The organism is Mycolicibacter sp. MU0083 (assembly GCF_963378075.1).
Classification (GTDB): Bacteria; Actinomycetota; Actinomycetes; order Mycobacteriales; family Mycobacteriaceae; genus Mycobacterium; species Mycobacterium kokjensenii.
In genome coordinates this window covers 3,300,795-3,325,056 of sequence record NZ_OY726394.1, presented here as the reverse complement: position 1 = coordinate 3,325,056, position 24,262 = coordinate 3,300,795, and the positions used below count along the sequence as shown (strand labels likewise).

Annotated in this window: 24 protein-coding genes; 14 read left to right on the top strand and 10 right to left on the bottom strand. The window is 68.4% G+C overall.

Going from position 1 to position 24,262, the window contains the following annotated elements:
- Positions 1–7 precede the first annotated feature (7 nt).
- The gene (locus tag RCP38_RS15590; protein WP_308473827.1) at positions 8–1,156 is read right to left on the bottom strand and encodes a thiolase family protein; all 1,149 of its coding nucleotides are present in this window, start codon (positions 1,154–1,156) and stop codon (positions 8–10) included.
- A 10-nt stretch (positions 1,157–1,166) separates the two neighbouring features.
- The gene (locus RCP38_RS15585; RefSeq protein WP_308473826.1) at positions 1,167–1,580 is read right to left on the bottom strand and encodes a Zn-ribbon domain-containing OB-fold protein; all 414 of its coding nucleotides are present in this window, start codon (positions 1,578–1,580) and stop codon (positions 1,167–1,169) included.
- Between the two features lie 79 nt (positions 1,581–1,659).
- Between RCP38_RS15585 and RCP38_RS15580 the strand changes: the two genes are divergently transcribed.
- Positions 1,660–2,676: an NAD-dependent epimerase/dehydratase family protein gene (locus RCP38_RS15580; RefSeq protein ID WP_308473825.1), complete on the top strand. Its 1,017-nt coding sequence runs from the start codon at positions 1,660–1,662 to the stop codon at positions 2,674–2,676.
- On the top strand, positions 2,673–3,473 hold the full coding sequence (locus tag RCP38_RS15575; protein ID WP_308473824.1) for a thioesterase family protein: 801 nt from the start codon (positions 2,673–2,675) through the stop codon (positions 3,471–3,473). The genes RCP38_RS15580 and RCP38_RS15575 overlap by 4 nt, the downstream gene beginning before the upstream one ends.
- Here the strand turns inward: RCP38_RS15575 and RCP38_RS15570 are convergent.
- On the bottom strand, positions 3,470–4,684 hold the full coding sequence (locus RCP38_RS15570) for a CaiB/BaiF CoA transferase family protein (protein WP_308477342.1): 1,215 nt from the start codon (positions 4,682–4,684) through the stop codon (positions 3,470–3,472). The two genes, RCP38_RS15575 and RCP38_RS15570, sit on opposite strands and share 4 nt — an antisense overlap.
- 182 nt (positions 4,685–4,866) lie before the next feature.
- Here RCP38_RS15570 and RCP38_RS15565 point away from each other — a divergent pair, with 182 nt between their 5' ends.
- The gene (locus RCP38_RS15565; RefSeq protein WP_308477340.1) at positions 4,867–6,330 is read left to right on the top strand and encodes an aldehyde dehydrogenase family protein; all 1,464 of its coding nucleotides are present in this window, start codon (positions 4,867–4,869) and stop codon (positions 6,328–6,330) included.
- A gap of 58 nt (positions 6,331–6,388) precedes the next feature.
- Here the strand turns inward: RCP38_RS15565 and RCP38_RS15560 are convergent, their stop codons facing one another.
- The 3 genes from RCP38_RS15560 to RCP38_RS15550 all read right to left on the bottom strand — a co-directional run bounded on the left by RCP38_RS15560 (position 6,389) and on the right by RCP38_RS15550 (position 9,759).
- Complete coding sequence (locus RCP38_RS15560) at positions 6,389–7,600, bottom strand: cytochrome P450 (protein ID WP_308473823.1); 1,212 nt, start codon at positions 7,598–7,600, stop codon at positions 6,389–6,391.
- A gap of 74 nt (positions 7,601–7,674) precedes the next feature.
- Positions 7,675–8,955, bottom strand: coding sequence for a cytochrome P450 (locus RCP38_RS15555; protein WP_308473822.1), 1,281 nt, complete (start codon positions 8,953–8,955; stop codon positions 7,675–7,677).
- 18 nt (positions 8,956–8,973) lie between these two features.
- Complete coding sequence (locus RCP38_RS15550; protein WP_308473821.1) at positions 8,974–9,759, bottom strand: SDR family oxidoreductase; 786 nt, start codon at positions 9,757–9,759, stop codon at positions 8,974–8,976.
- A gap of 127 nt (positions 9,760–9,886) precedes the next feature.
- Here RCP38_RS15550 and RCP38_RS15545 point away from each other — a divergent pair, with 127 nt between their 5' ends.
- Both RCP38_RS15545 and RCP38_RS15540 read left to right on the top strand, forming a co-directional pair.
- Positions 9,887–10,705 (top strand): NAD(P)-dependent oxidoreductase, encoded by an 819-nt coding sequence (locus tag RCP38_RS15545; protein WP_308473820.1) that lies wholly within the window; start codon positions 9,887–9,889, stop codon positions 10,703–10,705.
- 17 nt (positions 10,706–10,722) lie between these two features.
- Positions 10,723–12,150, top strand: coding sequence for an aldehyde dehydrogenase family protein (locus RCP38_RS15540; RefSeq protein ID WP_308477339.1), 1,428 nt, complete (start codon positions 10,723–10,725; stop codon positions 12,148–12,150).
- On the opposite strand, the gene RCP38_RS15535 is transcribed toward RCP38_RS15540, so the two are convergent.
- Genes RCP38_RS15535 through RCP38_RS15525 form a run of 3 tightly spaced genes read right to left on the bottom strand, consistent with a single transcriptional unit; the run spans position 12,147 to position 15,408 of the window.
- Positions 12,147–13,796: an acyl-CoA synthetase gene (locus RCP38_RS15535; protein ID WP_308473819.1), complete on the bottom strand. Its 1,650-nt coding sequence runs from the start codon at positions 13,794–13,796 to the stop codon at positions 12,147–12,149. The two genes, RCP38_RS15540 and RCP38_RS15535, sit on opposite strands and share 4 nt — an antisense overlap.
- Positions 13,784–14,401: a cysteine hydrolase family protein gene (locus tag RCP38_RS15530; protein ID WP_308473818.1), complete on the bottom strand. Its 618-nt coding sequence runs from the start codon at positions 14,399–14,401 to the stop codon at positions 13,784–13,786. Before RCP38_RS15530 ends, RCP38_RS15535 begins: the two co-directional genes overlap by 13 nt.
- Complete coding sequence (locus RCP38_RS15525; RefSeq protein ID WP_308473817.1) at positions 14,398–15,408, bottom strand: aromatic ring-hydroxylating oxygenase subunit alpha; 1,011 nt, start codon at positions 15,406–15,408, stop codon at positions 14,398–14,400. Before RCP38_RS15525 ends, RCP38_RS15530 begins: the two co-directional genes overlap by 4 nt.
- Before the next feature lie 87 nt (positions 15,409–15,495).
- On the opposite strand from RCP38_RS15525, the gene RCP38_RS15520 reads away from it, so the two are divergent.
- The 5 genes from RCP38_RS15520 to RCP38_RS15500 are packed head-to-tail and all read left to right on the top strand — an operon-like array spanning position 15,496 to position 20,724.
- Positions 15,496–17,109, top strand: coding sequence for a flavin-containing monooxygenase (locus RCP38_RS15520; RefSeq protein WP_308473816.1), 1,614 nt, complete (start codon positions 15,496–15,498; stop codon positions 17,107–17,109).
- Between the two features lie 6 nt (positions 17,110–17,115).
- Positions 17,116–18,228, top strand: a complete 1,113-nt coding sequence (locus tag RCP38_RS15515; protein WP_308473815.1) for an alpha/beta hydrolase family protein — start codon at positions 17,116–17,118, stop codon at positions 18,226–18,228.
- Positions 18,225–19,301 (top strand): phosphotransferase, encoded by a 1,077-nt coding sequence (locus RCP38_RS15510; RefSeq protein ID WP_308473814.1) that lies wholly within the window; start codon positions 18,225–18,227, stop codon positions 19,299–19,301. Before RCP38_RS15515 ends, RCP38_RS15510 begins: the two co-directional genes overlap by 4 nt.
- Positions 19,298–19,681 carry a nuclear transport factor 2 family protein gene (locus RCP38_RS15505; RefSeq protein ID WP_308473813.1) on the top strand — a complete coding sequence of 128 codons (384 nt, stop codon included), beginning with the start codon at positions 19,298–19,300 and terminating at the stop codon, positions 19,679–19,681. Before RCP38_RS15510 ends, RCP38_RS15505 begins: the two co-directional genes overlap by 4 nt.
- On the top strand, positions 19,645–20,724 hold the full coding sequence (locus RCP38_RS15500; RefSeq protein WP_308473812.1) for a TIGR03857 family LLM class F420-dependent oxidoreductase: 1,080 nt from the start codon (positions 19,645–19,647) through the stop codon (positions 20,722–20,724). The genes RCP38_RS15505 and RCP38_RS15500 overlap by 37 nt, the downstream gene beginning before the upstream one ends.
- Here RCP38_RS15500 and mftR read toward each other — a convergent pair.
- The gene (mftR, locus tag RCP38_RS15495) at positions 20,721–21,317 is read right to left on the bottom strand and encodes a mycofactocin system transcriptional regulator (RefSeq protein WP_308473811.1); all 597 of its coding nucleotides are present in this window, start codon (positions 21,315–21,317) and stop codon (positions 20,721–20,723) included. The two genes, RCP38_RS15500 and mftR, sit on opposite strands and share 4 nt — an antisense overlap.
- Before the next feature lie 106 nt (positions 21,318–21,423).
- On the opposite strand from mftR, the gene mftA reads away from it, so the two are divergent.
- The 4 genes from mftA to mftD are packed head-to-tail and all read left to right on the top strand — an operon-like array spanning position 21,424 to position 24,201.
- Positions 21,424–21,519 carry a mycofactocin precursor MftA gene (gene mftA, locus RCP38_RS15490; protein ID WP_308473810.1) on the top strand — a complete coding sequence of 32 codons (96 nt, stop codon included), beginning with the start codon at positions 21,424–21,426 and terminating at the stop codon, positions 21,517–21,519.
- 2 nt (positions 21,520–21,521) lie between these two features.
- Complete coding sequence (gene mftB, locus RCP38_RS15485; protein WP_373692374.1) at positions 21,522–21,827, top strand: mycofactocin biosynthesis chaperone MftB; 306 nt, start codon at positions 21,522–21,524, stop codon at positions 21,825–21,827.
- Positions 21,824–23,005, top strand: a complete 1,182-nt coding sequence (gene mftC, locus RCP38_RS15480) for a mycofactocin radical SAM maturase (RefSeq protein WP_308473808.1) — start codon at positions 21,824–21,826, stop codon at positions 23,003–23,005. The genes mftB and mftC overlap by 4 nt, the downstream gene beginning before the upstream one ends.
- 2 nt (positions 23,006–23,007) lie before the next feature.
- On the top strand, positions 23,008–24,201 hold the full coding sequence (gene mftD, locus RCP38_RS15475; RefSeq protein WP_308473807.1) for a pre-mycofactocin synthase MftD: 1,194 nt from the start codon (positions 23,008–23,010) through the stop codon (positions 24,199–24,201).
- Positions 24,202–24,262 lie beyond the last annotated feature (61 nt).

Genomic DNA, 24,262 nt, shown 5'->3' with positions numbered 1-24,262 from the left:
CCGGTTTCTAGCGGGTCAGAATGGTGGCCGCGGCGGTGCCGGGCGCGCCGTAGAGCTGGGCGAACCCGACCTTGGGTTCACCGGGCACCTGCCGGTCGCCGGCCTCGCCGCGCAGCTGGCGCACCAGCTCATGGATCTGCCGCAGCCCGGAGGCGCCGATCGGCTCGCCGTTGGCGATCAGCCCGCCGTCGGTGTTGATCGGCATCGACCCGCCGATCTCGGTGGCCCCGTCGGCCAGCAGCTTCTCCTGGTCGCCGTCGGCGCAGAACCCGCACTCGGCCATGTGGATGACCTCGGCACCGGCGTCGGTGTCCTGCAACTGGATGACATCGACATCGGCCGGCGCCACACCGGCCTTCTCGAAGGCGGCACGCGCGGCGTACACCGTGGGCGCCACGTCCTCGGCCACCGGCGCAAACGTGGTGTTCACCTCGTAGGCGCCGTAACGCCGGGTGCGGACCTCCACGGCCTTCAGGTACACCGGCTTGTCGGTGTAACGGTGCGCGATGTCGGCCCGGCACATCACCACCGCCGCCGCGCCCTCGTCCGGGGCGCAGAACATGTACTGGGTCAGCGGGTAGTTCAGCATCGTCGAACCCAGGATCTCCTCCTCGGAGATCGGCTTGCGCCGGAACGCATTCGGGTTCAGCACGCCGTTGCGGAAGTTCTTCGCCGCGACCCGGGCCAGCGTCTGCTGCGAGATGCCGTGGTCGTGCAGGTAGCGGTTGGCTTTCATGCCGAAGAACTGGGTGGTCAGATACTGGCCGTTCTCGGCGTACCACCGCGGCATGCCGACCAGCGCCGGGTCCTCGGTGAATGCGCCGCGGGGGTGCTTGTCCAGGCCCACGGCGATACCGATGTCGTAGTCGCCCAACCGGATACCGTCCGCGCACACCTTGGCCGCGCTGGCCGCCGTCGCGCAGGCGTTGAAGACATTGGTGAACGGGATACCGGACAATCCCACCATCCCGACGATCGCATCCGGGTTGGCCACCGTCCAGCTACCGCCGGTGGCGGCGCCGATGTCCTTCCAGTCCACGCCCGCGTCGGCGACCGCGGCGAAGATGGCGTCCACCCCCATCTCCATCGCGGATTTGCCCTCGAATCGGCCGAACGGGTGCAGGCCGACCCCGATGATCGCTACGTCGTTAACCATGTTCTGTCTCCTAAACCGGCCGGAACGCGAAGGTGATGACCTCGTTGCCGTCGGCATCGGAGGTGAACGGCACCATGGTCAACTCCACCGGCATGCCGAATTCCAGCTTCTCCGGGTCGTTCTCGGTGAGCCGGCCTTCGACACGGATGACATCGCCGAGCTGCACCAGCCCGACGCCGAACGGGACGAAGTCCTTGCCGGTCGGGCCCGCATAGGGCGCCCCCGGCGGGAAACCCTGGGTGGTCCAGGCCACCAGCGTTCCGGTGCGGGGGAGCAACTCCTGGCTCATCTGGTCGCCGCTGCAGCTCGGGCAGCGCGGCTGAACGGGGAAGACCGTCGCGCCGCAGGCGCCGCAGCGGCTGCCGATCAACTGTGGGTCTTCGGCCGGCCACGTCGATATCTCGGGTGCGAGTGCCTTCTGCATGGGACCTCCGTGAGTGCTAACTGTAATGCTTACAGTAATGTACGATAGCGGGACTTGACCAGCGGCCGGGAGTTCAGTCATGACTGCGAGCGACGGATCACCGACGGCGCGGCGGCGTGCCCTGGTCATGGGCGCCAGCGGCAACGTCGGCGCGTGCGTGGTCCGGCAGCTCGCGGCCCGCGGCGACGACGTCCGCGTCCTGCTGCGCCGTTCCAGCTCCACCCGGGGCATCGACGGACTCGACGTAGAGCGTTGCTACGGCGACATCTTCGACACCGAGGCGGTGACGGCCGCCATGGCCGACCGCGACGTCGTCTACTACTGCGTCGTCGACACCCGGATGGAACTGCGTGACTCCGCGCCGCTGTTCCGCACCAACGTCGAGGGCCTGCGCAACGTCCTGGACGTGGCCGCGCGGGCCGGTCTGGACCGGTTCGTGTTCCTGAGCACCATCGGCACCATCGCCGTCGGTGCCGACGGGGAGTCGGTGGACGAGACGACGCCGTTCAACTGGGCCGACCGCGGTGGCGACTACATCGCCTCGCGCCGGGCCGCCGAACAACTGGTGCTGACCTATGTCGCCGACCGGGGGCTGCCGGCCGTCATCACCAACGTGTCGAACCCGTACGGCCCGCCGGACTGGCAGCCGCGTCAAGGCGCGCTGATTCAGGCTGCGGCACTGGGCAAGATGCCGTGCTACGTACGCGGGATCGGTGCCGAGGTGGTGGGGATCGACGATGCCGCCCAGGCCATGTTGCTGGCGGCGGAGCGGGGCAGGATCGGGGAGCGCTACATCATCTCCGAGCGGTACATGACCCAGCGTGAGATGCTCACGATCGCCGCCGAAGCGGTCGGGGCCACGCCGCCGCGCATCGGGATACCGAAGGTGCTCATGCATGCCGCGGGCCATCTGGCCGGCGCGGTGGGTGCACTGCTGCGCCGCGATATCCCGTTCAATGCGACCGGTGCCCGACTGCTGGCGTTGACGTCGCCGGCCGACCACTCCAAGGCGACCCGGGAACTGGGCTGGCACCCGGAACCGACCGAACATTCCATCCGGCGTGCCGCCCGGTTCTATCTGGAGCGCAATTCATGATTCCCTTCGTGGTTCGTCACGGTGACGACCTGGTGCCCAACCCGATCGCGCACGGCGGTTGGGGTCCCACAGTCGGCGGGCAGGTGGTCGGCGGTCTGTTGGCCCGCGCGATCGAGCAACATGTGCCCGAGGCCGACCTGCAGCCGGCCCGCCTCACCGTCGAGATCCTGCGCCGGGTGGCCGGTGCGCCGCTTCAGGTCAGCGCGAAGGTGGTGCGCTCCGGTTCCCGGATGCGGGCGGTCGATGCCGAGATGACCCAGGACGGGGAGCGGGTCGCCCGTGCCTCAGCGCTGTACCTGCGCCGCGGACCGCAGCCCGACGGGGACTTCTTCACCACCGACGTCGCGCTGCCGCCGATCCCGGAAGAGCCTGCGCGGCTGGATGAATCGGTGCCGATGCTGATCCGGACCTATGGCGACGACAGCATGGGGATCCCCTGGCAGACGGCCGGGCCGCGCTACGCATGGTTGCGCGAGATCCGCGACCTGGTCGACGGCGAGGATTTGACGCCGTTCGTGCGGGCGGCGATGGCCGTCGACGTCACCGCGTCGATGACGAACTTCAGCACCAAGGGGCTGGCGTTCATCAACGCCGACTACACGCTGACGTTGAGCCGGTTGCCGATCGGTCCGTACATCGGACTGGCGGCGCTGACCCACTACAGCGATGCGGGCGTGGCGACCGGCAGCGCCGCGCTGTTCGACGGCAGCGGCCCGATCGGCACCGGGGTGTCCACCGCGATCGCGAACTTCACCTTCGACGCCGCCGGGCAGGGGAAAGGACTCGCGGCCGGTTAGGCGATGTCGCCGGACTCCTTGAGCGCTTCGATACGGTCCCAGTCCAATCCGAGTTCCATCAGCACGATCTCGGTATGCTCGGAGGCCTGCGGTGCGCGGGTGGTCTCCAGCGGCTCATGGTTGAACTGGACCGGGCCGCGCACCACCTTGAACGGCGGCCCGCCGTCGGCGGGTTCGACCTCGGCGATCATGTCGTTGGCGATGGCCTGCTCGTCGGAGCCCAGGTCGACCAGGCTCTGGAACGGCGCCCACTGGCCCTTCATGGTTTTGAGGTGTTGGCGCCAGTACTCGAAGGGCTTGGCGCCGATCGCGTCGACGATCAGCGCGCTGGCCGCGTCGGCGTTCTGCATCAACGGCAGCACCTCGGCGAAGCGCGGATCGTCGGCCGCCTCGGGAATGCCCAGGTGCTCGAAGGTGTCGCGGATGTAGCCGGTCGGGCTGACGATGCACAGGTTGATGGTTCCGCCGTCGGAAGTGGTGTAGTTGCCCAGGAACGGATTCGCCGGGGAACCACCGGATTCCGGCATCATCGCCCGCATGGCCTCGCCGGTGTCCAGACCCTGGGTGACGCTGGCACCGGCCGCCCACCACGCGGTCGACAGCAGCGACACGTCGACCTCCAGCGCTTCGCCGGTGCGTTCGCGGTGCAGCAACGCCGCGGCGATCCCGCCGGCGATGTTCATCCCGCCCACCGAATCGCCGAACGCCGGAATCCCCTGCGACAGCGGCGCCCCCAATTCCTCGGGGCTGAGCGCATGGCCGACCCCGCTGCGGGTCCAGAAAGCGGTGCCGTCGAAGCCGCCGATGTCGCGCTCGGGGCCCTTGTCGCCGTAGGCGCTGCCGCGGGCGTAGATGATGTTCGGATTCGCGGCGCGGATGTGCTCGACGTCGAACTTGTTCTTCTGCCGCGCCCGGGGCAGATAGTTGGTCAAGAACACGTCGGCGGTGGCGGCCAGTTCGTAGAGCACCTGCTGGCCGCCGGGGGTCGAGACGTCGATCCCGACGCTGCGTTTGCCCCGGTTGGGGTGCTCCATCAGCGGATGCCGGTCCGGGTTGAGTTCGAAACCACCCATCTTGATGAACCCGCGCTGGGTGTCGCCGCGCACCGGGTGTTCGACCTTGATGACGTCGGCGCCCCAGTCGGCCAGGATGGCGCCGGCCGCGGGCACGAAGGTGAATTGCGCGACTTCCAGTACCCGGATGCCGTCCATGACTTTGATCAACTCAGCGCGCTCCTGCCGCAGTGCGAACCGACCCAGAACCAATTGAAGTATTCTACTGTAATGGTTACGGTTGGGCATCCGAAAAGGCGGGAGGCCAGGTGAACGACGTCGAACAGCAGGTCGGCAGTGTGGAGATCGGAGAACGCGCCGCCGGCGCGGCGGAGTCGCGCATGCTGATCGACGGCAAGCTGGTGACGGCGATCTCGGGTGCGGAGTTCGACAACCACAGCCCGGCCACCGGGCGGCTGTTGGGCACCACGGCGGCCGCCGATGCCGCCGACATGAACCTGGCCGTCGCCGCCGCCCGACGCGCCTTCGACGACACCGACTGGTCGACCAACCGGGAGCTGCGCAAGCGCTGCCTGGCGCAGCTGCAGGCGGCCCTGGAGTCCGAGAAGGAAGAACTGCGCACCGAGCTGATCGCCGAGGTGGGCTGCCCGGTCATGACGACCGGGCTCGCCCAGCTGGATTGGCCGCTGGCCGACGGGTTGCGCTATCCGGGAAAGCTGATCGACGAGTTCGAGTGGGAGCGGCAACTCGACGGCGGCGGACTGTTCGGTGACCGCAACGTCCGCACCGTCGTCAAGGAACCGGTCGGTGTGGTCGCGGCGATCACCCCTTCCAACTTTCCCGTCGAGGTGATCCTCAACAAGCTCGGGCCGGCGCTGGCCGCCGGGAACACCGTGATCCTCAAGCCCGACCCGAACACCCCGTGGAACGCCACCCGACTGGGGCGGCTGGTCGCCGAGCACACCGACATCCCCGCCGGCGTCCTCAACGTGGTGCCCACGCCGTCCAACGAGGTCGCCGGGCTGCTCGGCACCGACCCGCGGGTCGACATGGTCTCATTCACCGGATCCACAGCGGTCGGAAAGATGTTGGCCCGCAACGGTGCCGACACCATGAAGCGGACCTTCCTGGAACTGGGCGGGAAGTCGGCGCTGATCGTGCTCGACGACGCCGACCCGGCCAAGGTGCTACCCGGGGCGATCGGGGTGTGCGTGCACGCCGGGCAGGCCTGCGCGGCCACCACCCGGATGTTGGTACACACCTCGCTCTTCGACGACCTGCTGGCGGCGGTGACCGCAGCGTTCGCCGCGGTGTCGGTGGGCGACCCGGCACTGCCGCAGACCCTGGTCGGCCCACTGATCAGCGCCGCCCAGAAGCAGCGCGTGCTCGACGCCTACGCCCAGGCCCGTCGGGACGGTGCTGAGATCACCACCGGCGGCGGGGAAGTCGTCGGTCTTCCGGATGAATTGGCCGGCGGGCACTACGTGCAGCCGACCGTCATCGCCGGGGTCGACAACAGTGCCGCGATCGCCCAACAGGAGGTGTTCGGGCCGGTGCTGGTGATGCTGCCGTTCTCCGACGACGACGAGGCGGTCCGGATCGCCAACGACAGCGCGTTCGGGTTGGCCGGCGCGGTGGTCTCGGCGTCCGACGAGCGGGCCATGGCGGTGGCCCGCCGGGTGCGCACCGGGGCGATCGGCGTCAACGGCGGCATGTACTACGGGGCCGACGCGCCGTTCGGCGGCTACAAGAACAGCGGTTGGGGCCGCCAGTGCGGGATCGAGGGGTTCGCGCAGTACCTGGAGACCAAGACGATCGGCTACCGCAAGCGCCGCGGGGCGTGAGGTAAGCCGCGCGGCCGGATCGCCGAACGTGCGGTGCTATACGCCCGCCGCGGCGGGCCTACTTCGCGCTGAACGTCACCGGTAGCGACCGCGGCGAGCGGAACGGCTGACCGTAGATGTGCGGGTTGTCGTCGGTGACCAGGGTGATCTCGTCGAGGCGCTCCAGCAGGCACTCCATCGCGACCCGCATCTCCATCCGGGCCAGGTGCAGCCCCATGCAGGTGTGCTCACCGGCGGCAAAAGTGATGTGCGGAATCCACTTACGGAAGATGTCGAACTCCTCCGAACGCTCCCACCGGCTCTCGTCGCGGTTGGCCGAACCGATGCAGACATCGACCACGGCACCGGCGGGAATCGCCACACCGGCCACCTCGGTGTCGCGGATCGCGGTGCGCTGCACCGTGGTCAGCGGGGTCTCGTAGCGCAGCCCCTCCTCGATGGCGGCGCCGATCAGCTCGTGGTCGGCACGCACCGCGGCGAACTGGTCGGGGTGGGTGAGCAGCAGGAACAGCAGATTGCTGGTAGCCCGGTAGGTGGTCTCCAGACCGGCCGGCAGCAGCAGGCGCAAGAACGAGAAGATCGCTTCGTCGGTGAGGCGTTCCCCGTCGACCTCCGCGGTCACCAGATCGCCGATGATGTCTTCGGTGGGATGCGATTTACGCATCTCCATCTGCGCCAGGAAGTAGTCCTTGAGCGCCGCCGACGCGGTGAACGCCCGCTCGAAGTCGATGGTGTAACTGATCAATTCCATCGCCCGCTGCCGGAACCAGGGAAGATCCTCTTCGGGCAGGCCCAACAGCTTGGAGATCACCCGGGTGGGGAACTCGAAGGTGAATTCCGATACCAGGTCGGCGGTGCCGGCCTCGATGAACTCGTCGATCAGCGCGGTGCAGACCGGTCGGACGATGTCGGGTTCCCAGTGCACCAGAGACTTCCGCTTGAACGCCGACGAAACCAGGTTGCGGTGTTTGCGATGCGGTTCGCCCTCCATGGCCAGGATGGTCGGCCCGAGAAACAGTCCGATCGTCATGTCGTAGATCCGCGAGTTGAACGAATCCGAGTCCCGGAACACCTGGTTCACCGCCTCGAAGGAGACCGCGGCGAACGGAGTCTTCGGCCGTAGCGATTCCGGGGTCTTGGAGAAGTCCATGACCGTGCCGGGGAAGATCCCCGCCCCGCCGCGCTTGCCGGCGAAGTACGGATAGGGGTTGCGGATGAAGTCGGCCGGCTTGTCGAGTGCGGCGGCGACGTCGTCGACCTGACTGTCCACGGCGGACCTCCCGTTCGGCGGAATTAATTACTGTAAGGATTACAGTAACTGATTAAGCAAGCGTAGCGCCAGCGTCAGGCCAGACTGATCGGCATCCGCTTGATGCCGTGCACAAAGGTGCTCTGCAGGTACTCCGGCTCGCCGATCTGCACGTCCGGCAACCGGGTGAGCAGCTCGTAGAACAGATGCCGCAACTGCATCCGGGCGACATGGGTGCCCAGGCAGTAATGCGCGCCGCCGCCGCCGAATCCCAGGTGCGGGTTGGCGCCGCGGGTGATGTCGAACTCATGGGGCCGGTCGAACACCGCCTCGTCGCGGTTGGCCGAGCAGTAGAACAGCGCGATCTTCTCGCCGGCCTTGATCTCGGTACCGGCCACCTCGGTGTCGGTGACCGCGTGCCGCGCGAAGGCCAGTACCGGCGTCGACCAGCGGACGAATTCCTCTACCGCACCGCCGATTCGGTTGTCGTAGTCGTCGAGCAGCCAGGCGCGCTGCTCGGGATGCTCGATCAGGGCCTTGAACGCGTGGGTGGTGGTCTGCTTAGTGGTGTCGTTGCCCGCCGAACCCAGCAGCACCATGAAGGAACCGAGTTCTTCGTCGGTCAGCCGGTGCCCGTCGACCTCGGCGTTGACCAACTCGGTCATCAGGTCCTCGTGCGGCTCAGCGCGGCGGCGCTGTGCCAACTCGACCCCGGAGCCGGCCAGCACGCCGAGTTGGGTCATCACGTGCACGGCCCGCTCCTCCAGCGAGGCGTACTCGTCGTCGCTGCCGCTGAACAGGCACTCGGCGGCGTAGGCGACCTTCGCCTGATCGGCGGGGTCGATCCCGATCATGTCGGAGACGGTGCGCATCGGCAGCTGGCCCGAACAGGCTGCGACGAAGTCGATCTGCTCACCGCTGCGCAGCTGGTCCAGGAGTTTGTCGACGATGTCGCGGGAGTTGGCCTTGATCTGCTCCTCGATGCGGCGGACCTGCCGCGGGGTGAACCCGGAGCTGATGAGCTTGCGATACCGGGTGTGCTCGGGCGGGTCCATCGCCAGGAAGAACGTCATGTTGCGCTGGATCTCCGCCGGCATCGGGTCGACGCTGACGCCCTCACTGGAGCAGAACAGCTCTTCGTGCTGGCTGACGAACTTGACGTCGGCGTGCCGGGTCGCCGCCCAGTAGCCGGTCTCCTGGTGGGGGAACACGGCGTCGATCGGCCGGTGCCAGGTCAGGCCCGGTTCGCCGCGCAGCGTCGTGAATGTCTCGTCGCGGGTGCGGAAGTCCTTGCCCCAGAACGTGGTATCGGAGATATCCAGCCGGTGGTAGGCACGCGGTGAGGCCGGTGTGGTGGCTGCTGAATCCAGGGTCATGGTTTTCCTCTCGTGGCCCTACGCGGTGATGGGGGTGCCGGTGGTGATCGAGGTGATGAATCCGCCGTCGACTTGAACGTCCTGGCCGGTGATCCATCCGGCGGCCGGCGAGGCCAGGAAGTCGATCACCGGCACGATGTCGTCGACGCGCGCGTGCCGGCCGACGGTGGCGCGCACGGTGTCGAGCATCTCCTTGCCCATCGAAGTCTCGAAGTCGGGCAGGATCGGTGTCTCCACCGGCCCCGGACTCACCGTGTTGATCCGCACGCCGAACTCGTTCTGCGCGGTCGCCGCGCGCCGCTTGGCGTAGAGGATCATCGCCTGCTTGGAGGTGGTGTAGACCGGGAACGCCGGATCCTGGCCGGCCTGCCAGTCCAGCACCGACTCGGCATCGGTCGCCTCCAGCAGGCCGTTGAGCGTCTCGACGCGCTGCTCCCAACCGAGCGCGGCCGTCGACGCCACGGCGACCACCGCCCCGCTGCGCCGCAGTCGGGGCAACATCGCCTCGGTCATCAGGCGCATCCCCAGGTAATTGATCGTGAGCACATCGGCCGCCGGTGCGGTCCCGGGCACGCCGGCGACGTGAGCCAGCACATCCCAATCGGACTCGAGGCCGGCGGCGAACGCGGTGATCGCCGTGGCATCGCGCAGATCGCAGCAGGCGTGCTGGGACGCCGGTGTCTCGTGCGGGCCTACGTCGACGGCCAACACGAAATCACCGGCCCGGTGGAAATGTGCGGCGGCTGCCGCGCCGATTCCCGATCCGGCGCCCACGACCACGACTCTGCGCGGCGAGTTGTTCATTGCTCAACCAGTCTTCCGGCGTACCCGAATAGGCGACAGTAAGCGTGACTGTAACGAATTCGGCGGCTACGGACAATGCTACGGTTGGCGCTACGGGAAAGCTGAAAGCTGCCATGAGGAGCCGAGAATGACCACAACAAGCCCGGTCGTCGGGTTCGTCGGAGCCGGCCAGATGGGCGAGCCGATGGTTCTGCGCCTGGCCGACGCCGGGTACCGGGTGCAGGTCTACGCCCGGCGGCCCGAGGTACGCGAGCGGCTCGCCGCCGCGGGCGCGGTCCCGGTGGATTCGGTCGCGGCGGTTGCCCGCGATGCCGGCGTGGTGATCAGCTGCCTGTTCTCCGACGCCCAACTGCTCGAAATCGCCCGGGGCGCCGACGGACTGCTGGCCAACGTCAGGCCCGGCACCGTCGTGGTCTCGCACACCACCGGGACGGTGAGCACGCTGACCACCCTGCTGGCGGAATACCCGGACGGCCCGCTGCTGGTCGACGCGCCGGTCAGCGGCGGCGCCCACGACATCGCCGCCGGGAAGCTGACGGTGCTACTCGGCGGGCCCGACGACGCGGTGGCCCGCGCGAAAGCCGTACTGGGGGCCTACGCCGACCCGATCATCACCACCGGGGAGTTGGGCACCGCACTCAACCTCAAACTGATCAACAACGTGCTGTTCGCCGCCAACGCCCAACTGGTGGCCGCCGCGGTCGAACTGGCCAAGAACCTCGACGTCCCCGAAGCCAGTCTGTTCGAGGCGCTGGGACAGTGCAGTGGCGGTAGTAAGGCAGCCGGCTACGTGCAGTCCGCCGGCGGGGTGGCGAGCTTCGGGAAAGTGGTGGCGCCCTTCATGCGCAAGGACGTCGCGGCCTGTATCGAGGCCGCCGCCGACCGCGGCGTGGATCTGGGGCAGCTGCGGACCGTGGCCGAAAACGGGCCGCTGGACCTATCGTGACCACCGATCTGGCGAATCTGCTGGAGCGGCAACGCAAGGCGTTCGTCGCCGACGGGCCGCCGGGCGTCGCCGTCCGGCGCCATCGCATCGACCGACTGGTGGCGATGGTGCTCGACAACATCGACGCCTTCACCGAGGCGATGGAGCAGGATTTCGGCACCCGGTCCCGGGCGGCGTCGCTGGCCACCGAGATGGTCGGCATGATCCCGGTGATCGAGCACACCCGATCGAACCTCAAGAAATGGATGCGTTCCGGCAAGCTGCTGCGCGCGGCCCGGCTGGTCGGGCTGCGCGCCGAAGTGCAGCCCAGCCCGCTCGGTGTGGTGGGCATCATCGGACCGTGGAACTTCCCGCTGCAACTGGTCGTGGTGCCCGCCGCGGCGGCCTTCGCCGCCGGCAACCGGGTGATGATCAAGATGTCCGAGATCACCGCGCGCACCGGCGAACTGATGCAACAACTGGCCCCGAAGTACTTCGCCGAAGATGAACTGGCCGTCGTCACCGGCGGCGCGGACGTGGCGGCCGCCTTTTCCCGCTTGCCGTTCGACCACATCTTCTTCACCGGGTCACCCGCGGTGGGGAAGTTGGTGCAACGCGCCGCCGCCGACAACCTGGTCCCGGTGACCCTGGAACTGGGCGGCAAGAACCCGGTGGTGGTGGCACCCGACGCAGATATCACGCGCTCGGCCCGGCGCATTGCCTCGGCCCGGATGGTCAACGGCGGCCAGGTCTGCGTCTGCCCGGACTACGTGCTGGTCCCCGAACGCGAGGTCGACGCCTTCGTCGACGTGGCCCGGGCGACGCTGCGGGAGATGTTCCCGACGATCGTGAACAACGGCGACTACTGCTCATCGGTGAACGAGGCCAACTTCGATCGGGTGCTGGGCCTGATCGACGATGCGCGATCCCGCGGCGCCACCGTCGAGGCCGTCGCGCCCGCCGGCGAAGCGTTGCCGGACCGGGCATCTCGCAAGATCGCACCCACTATCGTGCGTGACGTCGATGCGAGCATGGCCATCGCCGACGAGGAGATCTTCGGTCCGGTGCTGATGGTGCAGGGCTACCGCGGTCTCGACGACGCCATCGAGACCATCAATGCGCGGCCCGCCCCGCTGGTCGCCTACTGGTTCGGCCCGGGCGGCAAGGACTTCCGAGAGTTCGTGCGGCGCACCAGGAGCGGCGGTGTGGCCCGTAACGACTTCGCCGCGCAGATGGTGCCCTCCGGCGCGCCGTTCGGCGGGGTGGGCCGCAGCGGGATGGGCGCCTACCACGGCAAAGCCGGCTTCGACGCGTTCAGCCACTACCGGACCGTGGTCGGTACCGATCTGCCGTTCAGCCTGACCGGCAGTGCCGCACCGCCGTTCAAACCCGGGATGCAGCGCTACGCCGACACCATGCTGCGCCGAGCGCGCAACAAGGCGCAGCGGCGGCTGAAGCGGGGCTAACCCTGCTCGGCCTGCTCGCGAGCCCACCGGTAGTCGGCCTTGCCGGCCGGGCTGCGCACGATCACGGGGCGGAACACCACCGCCTTCGGCAGCTTGTAGCGGGCCAGCGACCCGCTCGCGTGCTCGATCAGTTCGGCGGCGGTGGCAGTGGCGCCGTCGCTCAGCGCCACCACCGCGACCACCTCCTGGCCCCAGCGTTCACTGGGCCGACCGGCGACCACCACGTCGACCACCGCCGGATGTGAGGCGAGAGCGGACTCGACCTCTTCGGCGAAGATCTTCTCCCCGCCGGAGTTGATCGTCACCGAATCCCGGCCGAGCAACTCGATCGACCCGTCGTCCAGGTGCCGGGCCCGGTCGCCGGGCACCGCGCACCGCACGCCGTCGATCACCGGGAACGTCGCCGCGGTCTTGGCGGCATCGCCCTTGTAACCCAGGGGGACATAACCGCGCTGGCCGAGCCAACCCAATCCGTCGTGCCCGGGCTCGAGGACGCAGCCGAGGTCTTCGGCCACCACACAGGTGTCCGGGCCGCCGGCGAAGGTGCCCGTCGAGACCGCCCCGGAGGTCGACATGTGCCGCATCTGCGCGCCGGTCTCCGAGGAACCGACCCCGTCGATCACCATGGCCCCGGGCAGGGTCTCCACGATCTGCTGCTTGACGTACGGCGTCAGCAGGGCGCCGCCGTTGGCCACCACCATCAGCGACGACACGTCGGCGTCGCCCTTGCGGATCGCGTCCAGCAGCGGCCGGGCCATCGCGTCACCGACCACGGTCACCGACAGCACCTTCTCGCGCTCGATCGCGCGCACCACGTCGTCGGCGTCGAAATGGTCGACCACCGAAGGGAAGACCAGAGTCTGGCCGGTGTTGAGCGCGGTCATCACCGCCCACTGCGCGGCGCCGTGGATCAGCGGCGGCAGGATCATCAGCTTGACTCCCGGATTCTCGGTGGCCGGCCCGACGATGTCGTCGATGCAGCTGACCTCCTGCGCGGTCATCAGGTTGCGGCCGCCGAACGACCCCATGAAGATGTCGTGCTGACGCCACAGCACGCCCTTGGGCATCCCGGTGGTGCCTCCGGTGTAGAGCACATACAGGTCGTCGGGGTCCGGCTGCACCGGCGGCGGCTGCGGGGAGCTTTCCGCGAGCGCTTCCTCGTAGTCGACCGCCCCGTCCAGCAGCGCGTTACCGGAGTCGTCGGCGATCTGGATGAGCACCTTCAGCTGCGGCAGCTCGGGCAGCACCTCGGCCAGAGTCGGGGCGAACGCGGCGTGATACACCAGCGCGGTGGCGCCGGAATCGGCCAGCAGGTAAGCCAATTCGTTGCGCACATAGCGGTAGTTGACGTTGAACGGCGCCACCCGGGCGGCGAAACTGCCCAGCAGGGTCTCAATGAACTCGTTGCCGTTGTAGGCGTAGATGCCCAGCAGATCCTGGCCCGTCTCGTGCTGCGCCAAATCCGACCGCGGGGTGTGACAGCCCAAGCCCCGCGAGTGCAGGTACGACGCCAGCCGATTCGACCGCTCCACGACCTGGGCGTAACTGAGGCGGCGGTCGCCCTGGATGATCAGGTCGCGGTCGGGAATCGCCGCTGCCACCGCTGCGGTGACCTCGGGCACGGTGAACTGGGTCAGGGGCGCCACGTGTGCATCAACTCCTCGGTGGTGGTGATCGTCGCCAGCAGCGACAGCGTGTTGTCGATGATGGCAGCACCGTACTCGGCGGGCACGCCGGCCACCGCGTCACGGGGTATCACCACCCGGTATGCGGCGTTGACCGCATCCATGACCAGGTTCGGGATCGCCACGTTCAGCGAGACCCCCACCGCGACAATGGTCGACACTCCCAGGTTGCGCAGGATCGCATCCAGGTCGGTGCCGCCCATTGGGCCGAGCCCGTGATAGCGGCTCAAGACCAGGTCGGACGGTTCCGGCCCGAACTCCGGCAGCAGGGTGGCGCCGGGACTGCCCGGCGCGATGCTGACCGCGCCGGCACCGGCGGCGAACAGTCGGGCGTTGTGGTTGGACCCCAACCCGTCCGGGCGCCGCTGCACCAGGCAGTGCACCACGTGCACACCCGCCGCCCGGGCCGCCGGCAACAGTCGGCCGATATTCGGCAGCGCCTCTCGGCGCGCTTCGTCGGCCAGCACCGCCAGGCCGGCGGTCGGGCCGACCACCGCGCCCTGCAGTTCCTGGGTGATGATCGCGGTGTGCTGTGCAGCGACCAACTCGGCGAGCGGCACCCTCATGACAGCGCGGTGTCGGCCGGCGCCACATCGTAGAACTGGGTCGCCCATTTCCGCAGTGTCATAAACGGTTTCGCGTCGACCTTCGACAGCGCCGGCCTCTCGATATAGCGCTGATAACGCCAGATGCCCAGATCGTCTTCGACGGTGGACAGGAACTGCTGCTCCACCCGGTTCCGGATGTCTTCCGGCGGGGCCTCGGACTCGTCGCCGGGCAGTCGCGGCCACCAGATCGAATAGAACAGATCCGAGCGGCCGTCATCGACCGGGGTGCAGGTGAAGATCAGCCGGTGCTGCTGCACGCCCTCGAAGATGCTGATCGCCCCGCCCAGCCCGAACAGGTGGGAGTGGAACCGCAGCGCCATCTGATGGGGGTCGTCGGCGCGCGCGTCGGGAAAGCCGGCGACGAAGTGCCATTCGGTGTCGGCCATCTCCCATTCGAGCAACTGCGGCGTCACCGTCGCGCGGTGCACGTACTGGAAATGTGCACTGTCCGCGGCGTTCTCGGCGACGATCTGCGGGTGCACGGGTTCGTCCTGCAGCCGTCGGGAGAATTCCGGATAGGCCCGGTAGTAGTCCTGCGGCCCGGTGGTGAACTGGGGGAACTTGCCGAAGATGTCGGGCATCTCCCAGGTCGGTTCCGCTCCGTCGGGGTGATGCCAGATGAACACGCAGCCGTGCTGTTCGCGCACCGGGTACACCCGCAGCTTCAGGGCCTTGTTCGGCCGGTCCGGCTGGTAGGGGATGAACTTGTTGCAGCCGTCGGGGCCCCACTGCCAGCCGTGGAACGGGCACTCGACGCGGTCCTCGACGACCGTGCCGCCGTGGCCCAGGTGGGCACCCATGTGCTTGCAGTGCGCCTCCATCACGTGGAGCTCGCCGGAGCCGTCCCGGTAGGCGACCAGGTCTTCGCCGAAGTAGTGCAGGGCGTGTGTCCGGCCCGCGGCGAACTCCGGTGACCAGCCGATCATGAACCAGCCGGTGACCTTCCAGGTGAACGGAACTTTCATCGCGTTTCCTCCCACGGTGCGTTACTGAATAGCGTACCGTAACCCCATCGATACGAATACCCGTCAGGTTTGGAAGGTGGCCGCACGATGACCGAGACCCTCGACGCGGTGATCGTCGGCGCCGGGTTCTCGGGCCTGTACGCATTGCACTACCTGCGTGAGCGCGGTCTTTCCGTTCGCGTGGTGGAGGCCGCCGGCGACGTCGGCGGAACCTGGCTGGCTAACCGGTATCCGGGCGCACGCTGCGACATCGAAAGCATCGAATACTCCTACAGCTTCTCCGAGGAGATCCAGCAGGAGTGGTGCTGGACCGAGACGATGCCGGCCCAGCCCGAGATCCTGGCCTACCTGCGATTCGTGGCCGAGCGGCTCGACCTGCGTCGCGGCATCGTCTTCGACACCGAGGTCACCGCGATGACCTTCGACGAGCAGGCCGCCACCTGGTCGGTGCAGACCGCGGCGGGGGAGCGCTATGTCGCGTCCTACGTGGTCGCCGCCTCCGGCATCCTGTCGGTGCCGCTGCAACCCGACATCGCCGGTATCGACGACTTCGCCGGTGTCTCGCTGTACACCAGCCGGTGGCCCGAAGAGGGCCACGATCTGACCGGCCTACGGGTCGGGGTGATCGGCACCGGATCCACCGGTGTCCAACTGATCCCCGTCGTCGCCCGAGAAGCCGCACAGCTGTATGTCTTTCAGCGTTCGGCGGCCTACACCCTGCCGTGGCAGGTGCGCCCGTTCGCGCCCGGCGAACTCGACGAACTCAAGGCCGACTACGCCGCCATCCGCGCCGCGCAACGCGAGCACCCGGTGGGTGCCGCACGGCTCTCGGCGTTCTCGGTGCTCATCGACATGCTCGGCAGCCCGCCGATAAAGTCGGCGACCCGCGAAGACCAACTGCGCGCCATCGCCGAACACGGCGTGCTCGGGGCACTCAATTGGGGCGACCTGTTCTTCGACATCGAGGCCAACCAGATGGCCACCCGGCTTTACGGCGAAGCCATCGCCGCGATCGTGCGCGACCCGGAGACGGCGGCCGCATTGGTGCCCACCCATCCCTTCGCGTGCAAGCGGCCGATCATCGACCAGGGCTACTACGAAACGTTCAACCGCGACAACGTCACCCTGGTCGACCTTCGCCGGGAGCCGATCCGGGCGGTGACACCGACCGGGATCGAAACCTCCGGCCGCACCTACGACCTCGACGTGATCGTCTACGCCACCGGATTCGACGCCATGACCGGGGCGCTGTCGCGGATCGACGTCCGCGGCCGGGACGGGGTGTCGCTGCGGCAGACCTGGGCCGACCAGGGACCGGTGTCCTACCTGGGCCTGCAGGTGGCCGGGTTCCCCAACCTGTTCACCGTTCAGGGGCCCGGCAGCCCCAGTGCGGCCACCAATTTCGTCGCCGCCCTCGAACAACACGTGGAGTGGATCGGCGACTGCATCGCCGACCTGCGGAAGCGGGGAGTGCGGACCATCGAGGCGCTGCCCACCGCGCAAGCCGACTGGATCGAGCACACCACCGCGCTGGTGGCGCCGACCGTGCTGCTGCACCCGACCTGCAATTCCTGGTACAACGGCGGGAACGTGCCCGGCAAGAAGCGGATGTACATGGGCTACACCGGTGGCATCCCCGAATACCGACGCCGCTGCGATGAGATCGCCGCGGCCGGCTACACCGGATTCCGGCTCGGGTAGTCGCGCATGACGACGCAACGAGGGCGCCAGATCATCCGCGGGCTGGGCGGGATACTGCCCCGATCGCTGGAGGCGCTGCGGTCGGCTGCGGAATGGTCGGCGATGTCGCCACGCGGGGTACGGCAACTCGGCGAGGTCGTCGCCGACGAATTCACGCTGACCGCCATGACACTGCTGGCTCCGGTGCCCGTCCTGGCCCGGCCGCTCAGCGACTGTGCGGCGGCCGCCGAGGAACTGGCCGCACTGGGTATCGACGGCGCGCACGGTGAGCCGGATCCGTTGCAGGAGAAGTCGATCCGATGGCATCGGTTCGGCCGGCTGCGCTACCAACGAGTGACCTTCGAACACGACCCGAAGTTGCCGCCGTCGTTGCAGGCCGAACGGCTCGGCGGGCCGGCGCAGGCAGCCGTTCACCTGTATCGCCACCACGACGACATCCCGCGGCCCTGGCTGGTGTGGGTGCACGGGGCCGGGCAGGGCGGCGGATCGGATCTGCTGGTGGCGCGGGTGCAGCGACTGCACCGGCTGGGCTTCAACGTGGCGCTGCCGATCCAGCCCGGCCACGGGGTCCGTCGCCATGCCTGGCCGGCCTACCCGGGCCACGACCCGCTCGCCAACGTCGCCGGCATGATGCGGGCCGTCTCCGAAGTGCGGGCGGTGGTCCGGTGGTTGACTCCGCAGGCCACTTCACTTGCGGTGGCGGGCATCTCACTGGGCAGTCCGGTGGCCGCCCTGGTGTCGCACCTGGAGCGCAGCGTCGATGCGGTGGCGGTCTATACCCCGATCGCCGGGCTCAACTCGATGGTGGGGGACCACCTGTGGCGCTGGGGCGCCGCGGGTGAGACCGTCGGCGAAGCCCTGCGATCGCCCACCGCCGCGGCGCTGATGTCGGTGGTCGACCTGCTGGCCGCCGTGCCGGCGCCGCCGCCCGAACGCCGGCTGATCGTGGCGGCACGTCACGACCGGATGGCCTATCCGCAGACCGCGGAGGCACTGCAGCAGCGCTGGGGCGGCCGACTCTACTGGCACGACGGCGGCCATGTGGGACACATCTTCTCGAGGCAGGTGCAGATGCAGACGGAACGATTCCTCGTGGAGTCGATCGGAGGCAGACGATGACGGTCGATTCGGTGGGGATTCCCGCCGGGATAACCGGGGTGACACCGCAGTGGCTGACGAGTGCACTGCGCGCAAGCGGCACCGTCGCCGATACCGCGGTCGTCACCGGCGTCGGCGCCGAGCGGATCGCCGAGGACTCCGGCTTCTCCTCCTTGCTGTACCGACTGCGCATCACCGGCAGCGCGGGCCTGCCGCCCACGGCGATCGTCAAACTGCCCGCCGAGTCCGAGGCGCGGGGCGCCATGGAAATGTTGAGCGGCTACCGGCGCGAAACGGCCTTTTACCAAACGGTCGCCGGCCGCGCGCCGCTGGCCACGCCGCAGGTCTACGCCGCCGTGACAGCCGACGCAGACTTCGTGCTGGTGCTCGAAGACCTGGCGCACTGGCACAACGCCGACCATCTGGCCGGGCTGACGATGCCGCAGGCCCGGCTGGCGATCGGCGCACTGGCCGGCCTGCACGCCTGGTCGGTCACCGGCGCCGACCCCGGCACGCTCGAGGCCTTCCCCAGCCTCGATACGCCGGTGGTTCGCGACGTGCTGGTGGCGGCCTTCGGGATCGGATGGCAGATGTATCGCGACAAGTCCACGGCCGCGGTCCCGGCGGGGGTGGCGCGCTTCGCCGAGCGTTACAGCGAACTCGCCCCGCAGGCGCTGGCGGCGCTGAGCGAACGCCGGATGCTGATCCACGGCGACATCCGCGCCGACAACATGTTCTTCCTCGGTGACGAGCTCAAGGTCGTCGACTTCCAGTTCGCCTCGCGCGGAGCCGGTATCGCCGACATCGGCTACCTGGTCAGCCAAGGACTGCCCACGCCCGTGCGCCGCGGCCACGACGAGGAACTGGTCGGCGACTATCTGGCGCAGCTGGCCGCACACGGCGTCACCGACTACGGCTTCGACGAAGCATGGCGCCACTACCGACTGTCCGTCGGCTACCTGCTGCTGTTACCCGTACTGGCGTTGATCGGCTGGGACACGCTGCCGCAACGCTCCCGCGACCTGTGCCTGACATTGATCGACCGGGCGGTCGCGACGATCGACGACGTCGACGCGGTGGAGGCCTTCGGATGAGTGCACGCACCCGCACCGCCCGCGAGGTGGTCGAGTTGTACAACCTCGTGGTGTGGAACGAACGCGACTTCGCCCTCGCAGAGGAGCTGATCGGCGACACGGTGATCCGCCACGAGGTCGGCGACGCGCACACCCTCACCCACGACGAGGCCGTCGCACGGGTGATCGACCACTGGAAGCTGTTCGACACCCTGCGCTTCGACCTCAACCTGGTGGTGGCCGGCGACGACGGCGAACATGTCGCGATCGTCTACCAGTCGCCGATGACCCTGACCGACGGCACCGAACTGACCATCGCCAGCATGGAGATATTCCGCGTGATAGAAGGCAAGATCACCGAAGTATGGAATTGCGGCTACAAGCAAGGGGTCTGGGCATGACCGAACGGGTACTCGACGAACTGGGCTACTACCTGCTGGCCGGTGCCGGCGGCGAGGGACCGGCGTCGCTGATGGACGAGGCCCGCCGCGGCGAGGAACTGGGGTTCGGCACCGCGTTCATCTCCGAGCGCTGGAACGTCAAGGAGGCGTCCTCGCTGGTCGGGGCGGCATGCGCGGTCACCAACCGGATGCAGATCGCCACCGCGGCAACCAATCACAACACCCGACACCCGTTGATCACCGCATCCTGGGCGACCACCATGCACCGGCTCTCCGGCGGGCGTTTCACCCTGGGTATCGGCCGGGGGGTCGCCGCGATGTATGCCGCGTTCGGGATCCCGAGCGTCACCACCGCACAGATGGCGGACTTCGCCCAGGTGATGCGCCGCCTCTGGAACGGCGAAGTGATCTTCAACCACGACGGCCCGATCGGGCGTTACCAGGTGCTGTTCCTGGACCCGGAATTCCGTGAAGACATCCGCCTGGCGCTGGTGGCGTTCGGGCCTAAAACCCTGGAGCTGGGCGGGACGCTGTTCGACGACGTCATCCTGCACACCTACTTCACCCCGGAGACCCTGGCGCGCAGTGTGAAAACGGTCAAGGACGCCGCCGAGCGCGCCGGCCGTGACCCGGCGAGCGTGCGGGTCTGGTCGTGTTTCGCCACCGTCGGCGATCACCTGCCCGAAGAGCTGCGGCTGAAGAAGACCGTCGCGCGGCTGGCCACCTACCTACAGGGCTACGGGGATCTGCTGGTGCGCACCAACGACTGGGATCCGGCTGTGCTGCAACGCTTCCGGGAAGACCCGGTGGTCACCTCCATCGCGGGCGGCATCGACCACAAGGCCACCGCCGAGCAGATCGAGCACATCGCGACGTTGCTGCCCGACGAATGGCTGGAACCGGCGGCCACCGGCCCGGCGCCGCGCTGTGCCGAGCGGATCCGCGCCGAGTTCGATTACGGCGCCGACGCGGTGATCATGCACGGCGCCACACCGGACGAGCTGGAGCCGGTGGTGGCCGCCTACCGGGCACTCACGGGCTAGTCCAGGCCGCCGCGGATGGCGTCGAAGGCCTCGCCCAGCACCTGGGGCAACACCAGTGATTCGTCGGTCAACCAGCGTTCGTAGGCGCTGAGCGCCACGCCCAGCATCATCCACGCCACCGTCTGCGGTCGCAGGTCGGCCGGGCCCACCCCCGACCGGCGCGCCACGTACTCGGCGATGACGCTGCGCCAGCCGGCGTACATCGTCATCGAATACGCCTGCAGTTCGTCGGTCTGCAGGATCACCCGCATCCGCCGACGATGCCGGGCGGTCTCGCCCTCGTCGAAGGTGTTGAACGCCAACAGCGCGGCGCGAAGCGCATCGCCGAGCGGGGCATCGGGGGAGATGCCGTCCAGCAGGTTTCGCAACTGCTGCAGATGCGCGTCGAAATCGCCCCAGGGGATGGCGTTCTTCGACGCGTAGTAGCGGAACAGCGTGCGGCGCCCGATCCCGGCGGCCTGTGCGACGTCGTCGACGCTGACCTCGCCGAACCCCCGTGCGGTGAACAGGTCGATTGCCACGTCGGTGATCTGCTGTGGGGTGGTGGAACGACGCCGGCCGGCGCGCGGATGCGGATCCGGCGTACCGCCCATTCCGATGACCCCACTTTCTTTACGGCACTCGATGCCATATTCTGTCCGAGATTGTGACCGACACGACAGCTCGTTGTCGAACCCGAACGTGAGAAAGGCCCGCGTCATGGACCAGAACCAGCAGAACGAGACCGCCGCCGAGATCGCCACCGAGACCCTGGTCGAAGAGGTGTCCATCGACGGCATGTGCGGCGTCTACTGACCGTGTCGGAGGTCGCCGTGGAGTCGGAGTCCGCTGTGTTCGACCCCGACCGCGGCTGGGAGTTGCACCCGCAGGTAGCGCTCCGCCCGGAGCCGTTCGGTGCGCTGTTGTACCACTTCGGCACCCGCAAACTGTCGTTCCTGAAGAACCGCACCATCGTCGAGGTGGTGCGGTCTTTGGGTGACTTCGACGACGTCCGATCCGCCTGCCGTGCAGCCGGAGTCGACGACGCCGATCAGGGGCCGTACCTGCACGCCCTCGGCGTGCTGGCCGAATCGAAGATGCTGATGCCCAGGGAGGGCCAATGACATCCGTGGCACCGGTGCCCCGGCTGATCGAACAATTCGAGCACGGGCTCGACGCGCCGATCTGTTTGACGTGGGAGCTGACCTACGCGTGCAACCTGGCGTGCGTGCACTGCCTGTCCTCGTCCGGCAAACGTGACCCGCGCGAACTGTCGACGCAGCAGTGCAAGGACATCATCGACGAGCTGGAACGCATGCAGGTGTTCTACGTCAACATCGGTGGCGGGGAACCCACTGTGCGCTCCGACTTCTGGGAACTGGTGGACTACGCCACCGAACACCACGTCGGAGTGAAGTTCTCCACCAACGGGCTGCGGATCACCCCCGAGGTGGCGGCCAAGCTTGCGGCCAGCGACTACGTCGACGTGCAGATCTCCCTGGACGGCGCGACGGCCGAGGTCAACGACCCGATCCGCGGGCCCGGCTCGTTCGACATGGCCATCCGCGCGTTGGAGAACCTGGCCGCCGCCGGCTTCTCCGACGCCAAGATCTCGGTGGTCGCCACCCGTCACAACATCGACCAGCTCGATGACTTCGCGGCGCTGGCCGCCAGATACGGTGCCACGCTGCGGATCACCCGACTGCGGCCGTCGGGGCGCGGCGCCGACGTGTGGGACGACCTGCACCCGACCGCCGAGCAGCAGGTACAGCTCTACAACTGGCTGGTCGCCAACGGCGAGCGCGTCCTGACCGGCGACTCGTTCTTCCACCTGTCCGGTCTGGGTGCGCCCGGGGCGCTCGCCGGGCTGAACATGTGCGGGGCCGGCCGGGTGGTGTGCCTCATCGACCCCATCGGCGACGTCTACGCCTGCCCGTTCGCGATCCACGACCGATTCCTGGCCGGAAACGTGCTGGCCGACGGCGGATTCGACAACGTGTGGAAGAACGCCCCGCTCTTCGTCGAACTGCGTGAGCCGCAGTCCGCCGGTGCCTGCGGGGGCTGCGAACATTATGACAGCTGCCGGGGTGGCTGCATGGCGGCGAAGTTCTTCACCGGCCTGCCGCTCGATGGTCCCGACCCGGAGTGCGTCCAGGGCTACGGTGCGCCCGCGCTGGCCGGCGACCGCAGCAAGCCCCGTCCCGCCGCGGACCACTCCCGCGGAAAGCCGATCGTCACCCCGGTGCCGTTGACGCTGTCCAAGCGTCCGCCGGCCCGCCTCTGCAACGAAAGTCCCATCTGATCATGGCTCGTGATGTCTGGTTCGAAACCGTCGCTATCGCCCAGGAGCGGGCCAAGAAGCGACTGCCGAAGTCGGCGTACTCGTCGCTGATCTCGGCCAGTGAGAAGGGCCTGACGGTCAGCGACAACGTGGCGGCCTTCAGCGAGCTCGGCTTCGCGCCCCACGTGGTGGGTGCGCCCGCCAATCGCGAGATGGCGACGACCGTTATGGGGCAAGACATCTCGATGCCGGTGATGATCTCGCCGACCGGCGTGCAGGCGGTCGACCCGGACGGTGAAGTGGCGGTCGCGCGGGCGGCTGCAGCCCGCGGCACCGCGATGGGGCTGTCGTCGTTCGCCAGCAAGCCGATGGAAGAGGTGATCGCCGCCAACCCGAAGACGTTCTTCCAGATCTACTGGCTGGGCGGGCGTGACGCCATCGCCGAGCGGGTGGAGCGTGCCCGGGCCGCCGGCGCGGTGGGCATGATCGCCACCACCGACTGGAGCTTCTCGCACGGGAGGGACTGGGGTAGCCCCACCATCCCGGAGAAGATGGACATCAAGACCATGGTCAAGATGATGCCGGAGGCGCTGGCCCGGCCCGGCTGGCTGCTGCGGTGGGCCAAGACCATGCGGCCGCCGACCCTTCGCGTGCCCAACCAGGCCGGTCGCGGCGACGCCGGGCCGCCGTTCTTCCAGGCCTACGGGGAGTGGATGGGCACTCCGCCGCCCACCTGGGAAGACATCGCCTGGCTGCGGGAGCTGTGGGGCGGGCCGTTCATGCTCAAGGGCGTGATGCGGGTCGACGACGCGAAACGCGCTGTGGACGCCGGTGTTTCGGCCATCTCGGTCTCCAACCACGGCGGCAACAACCTGGACGGCACGCCCGCGGCGATCCGCGCGCTGCCGGCCATCGCCGGTGCGGTCGGCGACCAGATCGAGGTTTTGCTGGACGGTGGCATCCGGCGTGGCAGCGACGTCGTCAAAGCCGTGGCGCTCGGCGCCCGCGCGGTGATGATCGGCCGCGCCTACCTCTGGGGGCTCGCGGCCGCCGGGCAGCCCGGCGTGGAGAACGTCCTGGACATCCTGCGGGGTGGCATCGACTCCGCACTGATGGGTCTGGGCCGGTCCTCGGTACACGACCTGTCGCCGGCGGACATCCTCATTCCGGCCGGCTTCACCCGAACACTCGGGGTGCCCGCGGCCGAGGTGGGGTAGGCCGCTACTCGGGCGTCCACCTGCGGAATCGCGGATCGCGTCTGGTACTGCCGGGACGGGC

Excerpts from the sequence above, each read along its gene's own strand:
- RCP38_RS15505 (WP_308473813.1), top strand. The coding sequence starts at position 19,298 with ATGAGTGCACGCACCCGCACCGCCCGCGAGGTGGTCGAGTTGTACAAC.
- RCP38_RS15550 (WP_308473821.1), bottom strand. The coding sequence starts at position 9,759 with ATGAACAACTCGCCGCGCAGAGTCGTGGTCGTGGGCGCCGGATCGGGA.
- RCP38_RS15580 (WP_308473825.1), top strand. The coding sequence starts at position 1,660 with ATGACTGCGAGCGACGGATCACCGACGGCGCGGCGGCGTGCCCTGGTC.
- RCP38_RS15525 (WP_308473817.1), bottom strand. The coding sequence starts at position 15,408 with ATGAAAGTTCCGTTCACCTGGAAGGTCACCGGCTGGTTCATGATCGGC.
- RCP38_RS15520 (WP_308473816.1), top strand. The coding sequence starts at position 15,496 with ATGACCGAGACCCTCGACGCGGTGATCGTCGGCGCCGGGTTCTCGGGC.
- mftR (WP_308473811.1), bottom strand. The coding sequence starts at position 21,317 with ATGGGCGGTACGCCGGATCCGCATCCGCGCGCCGGCCGGCGTCGTTCC.
- RCP38_RS15585 (WP_308473826.1), bottom strand. The coding sequence starts at position 1,580 with ATGCAGAAGGCACTCGCACCCGAGATATCGACGTGGCCGGCCGAAGAC.
- mftA (WP_308473810.1), top strand. The coding sequence starts at position 21,424 with ATGGACCAGAACCAGCAGAACGAGACCGCCGCCGAGATCGCCACCGAG.
- mftD (WP_308473807.1), top strand. The coding sequence starts at position 23,008 with ATGGCTCGTGATGTCTGGTTCGAAACCGTCGCTATCGCCCAGGAGCGG.
- RCP38_RS15565 (WP_308477340.1), top strand. The coding sequence starts at position 4,867 with ATGCTGATCGACGGCAAGCTGGTGACGGCGATCTCGGGTGCGGAGTTC.
- RCP38_RS15575 (WP_308473824.1), top strand. The coding sequence starts at position 2,673 with ATGATTCCCTTCGTGGTTCGTCACGGTGACGACCTGGTGCCCAACCCG.
- RCP38_RS15545 (WP_308473820.1), top strand. The coding sequence starts at position 9,887 with ATGACCACAACAAGCCCGGTCGTCGGGTTCGTCGGAGCCGGCCAGATG.
- RCP38_RS15530 (WP_308473818.1), bottom strand. The coding sequence starts at position 14,401 with ATGAGGGTGCCGCTCGCCGAGTTGGTCGCTGCACAGCACACCGCGATC.
- RCP38_RS15515 (WP_308473815.1), top strand. The coding sequence starts at position 17,116 with ATGACGACGCAACGAGGGCGCCAGATCATCCGCGGGCTGGGCGGGATA.
- RCP38_RS15570 (WP_308477342.1), bottom strand. The coding sequence starts at position 4,684 with ATGGACGGCATCCGGGTACTGGAAGTCGCGCAATTCACCTTCGTGCCC.
- RCP38_RS15510 (WP_308473814.1), top strand. The coding sequence starts at position 18,225 with ATGACGGTCGATTCGGTGGGGATTCCCGCCGGGATAACCGGGGTGACA.
- RCP38_RS15590 (WP_308473827.1), bottom strand. The coding sequence starts at position 1,156 with ATGGTTAACGACGTAGCGATCATCGGGGTCGGCCTGCACCCGTTCGGC.
- mftC (WP_308473808.1), top strand. The coding sequence starts at position 21,824 with ATGACATCCGTGGCACCGGTGCCCCGGCTGATCGAACAATTCGAGCAC.
- RCP38_RS15555 (WP_308473822.1), bottom strand. The coding sequence starts at position 8,955 with ATGACCCTGGATTCAGCAGCCACCACACCGGCCTCACCGCGTGCCTAC.
- RCP38_RS15500 (WP_308473812.1), top strand. The coding sequence starts at position 19,645 with ATGGAATTGCGGCTACAAGCAAGGGGTCTGGGCATGACCGAACGGGTA.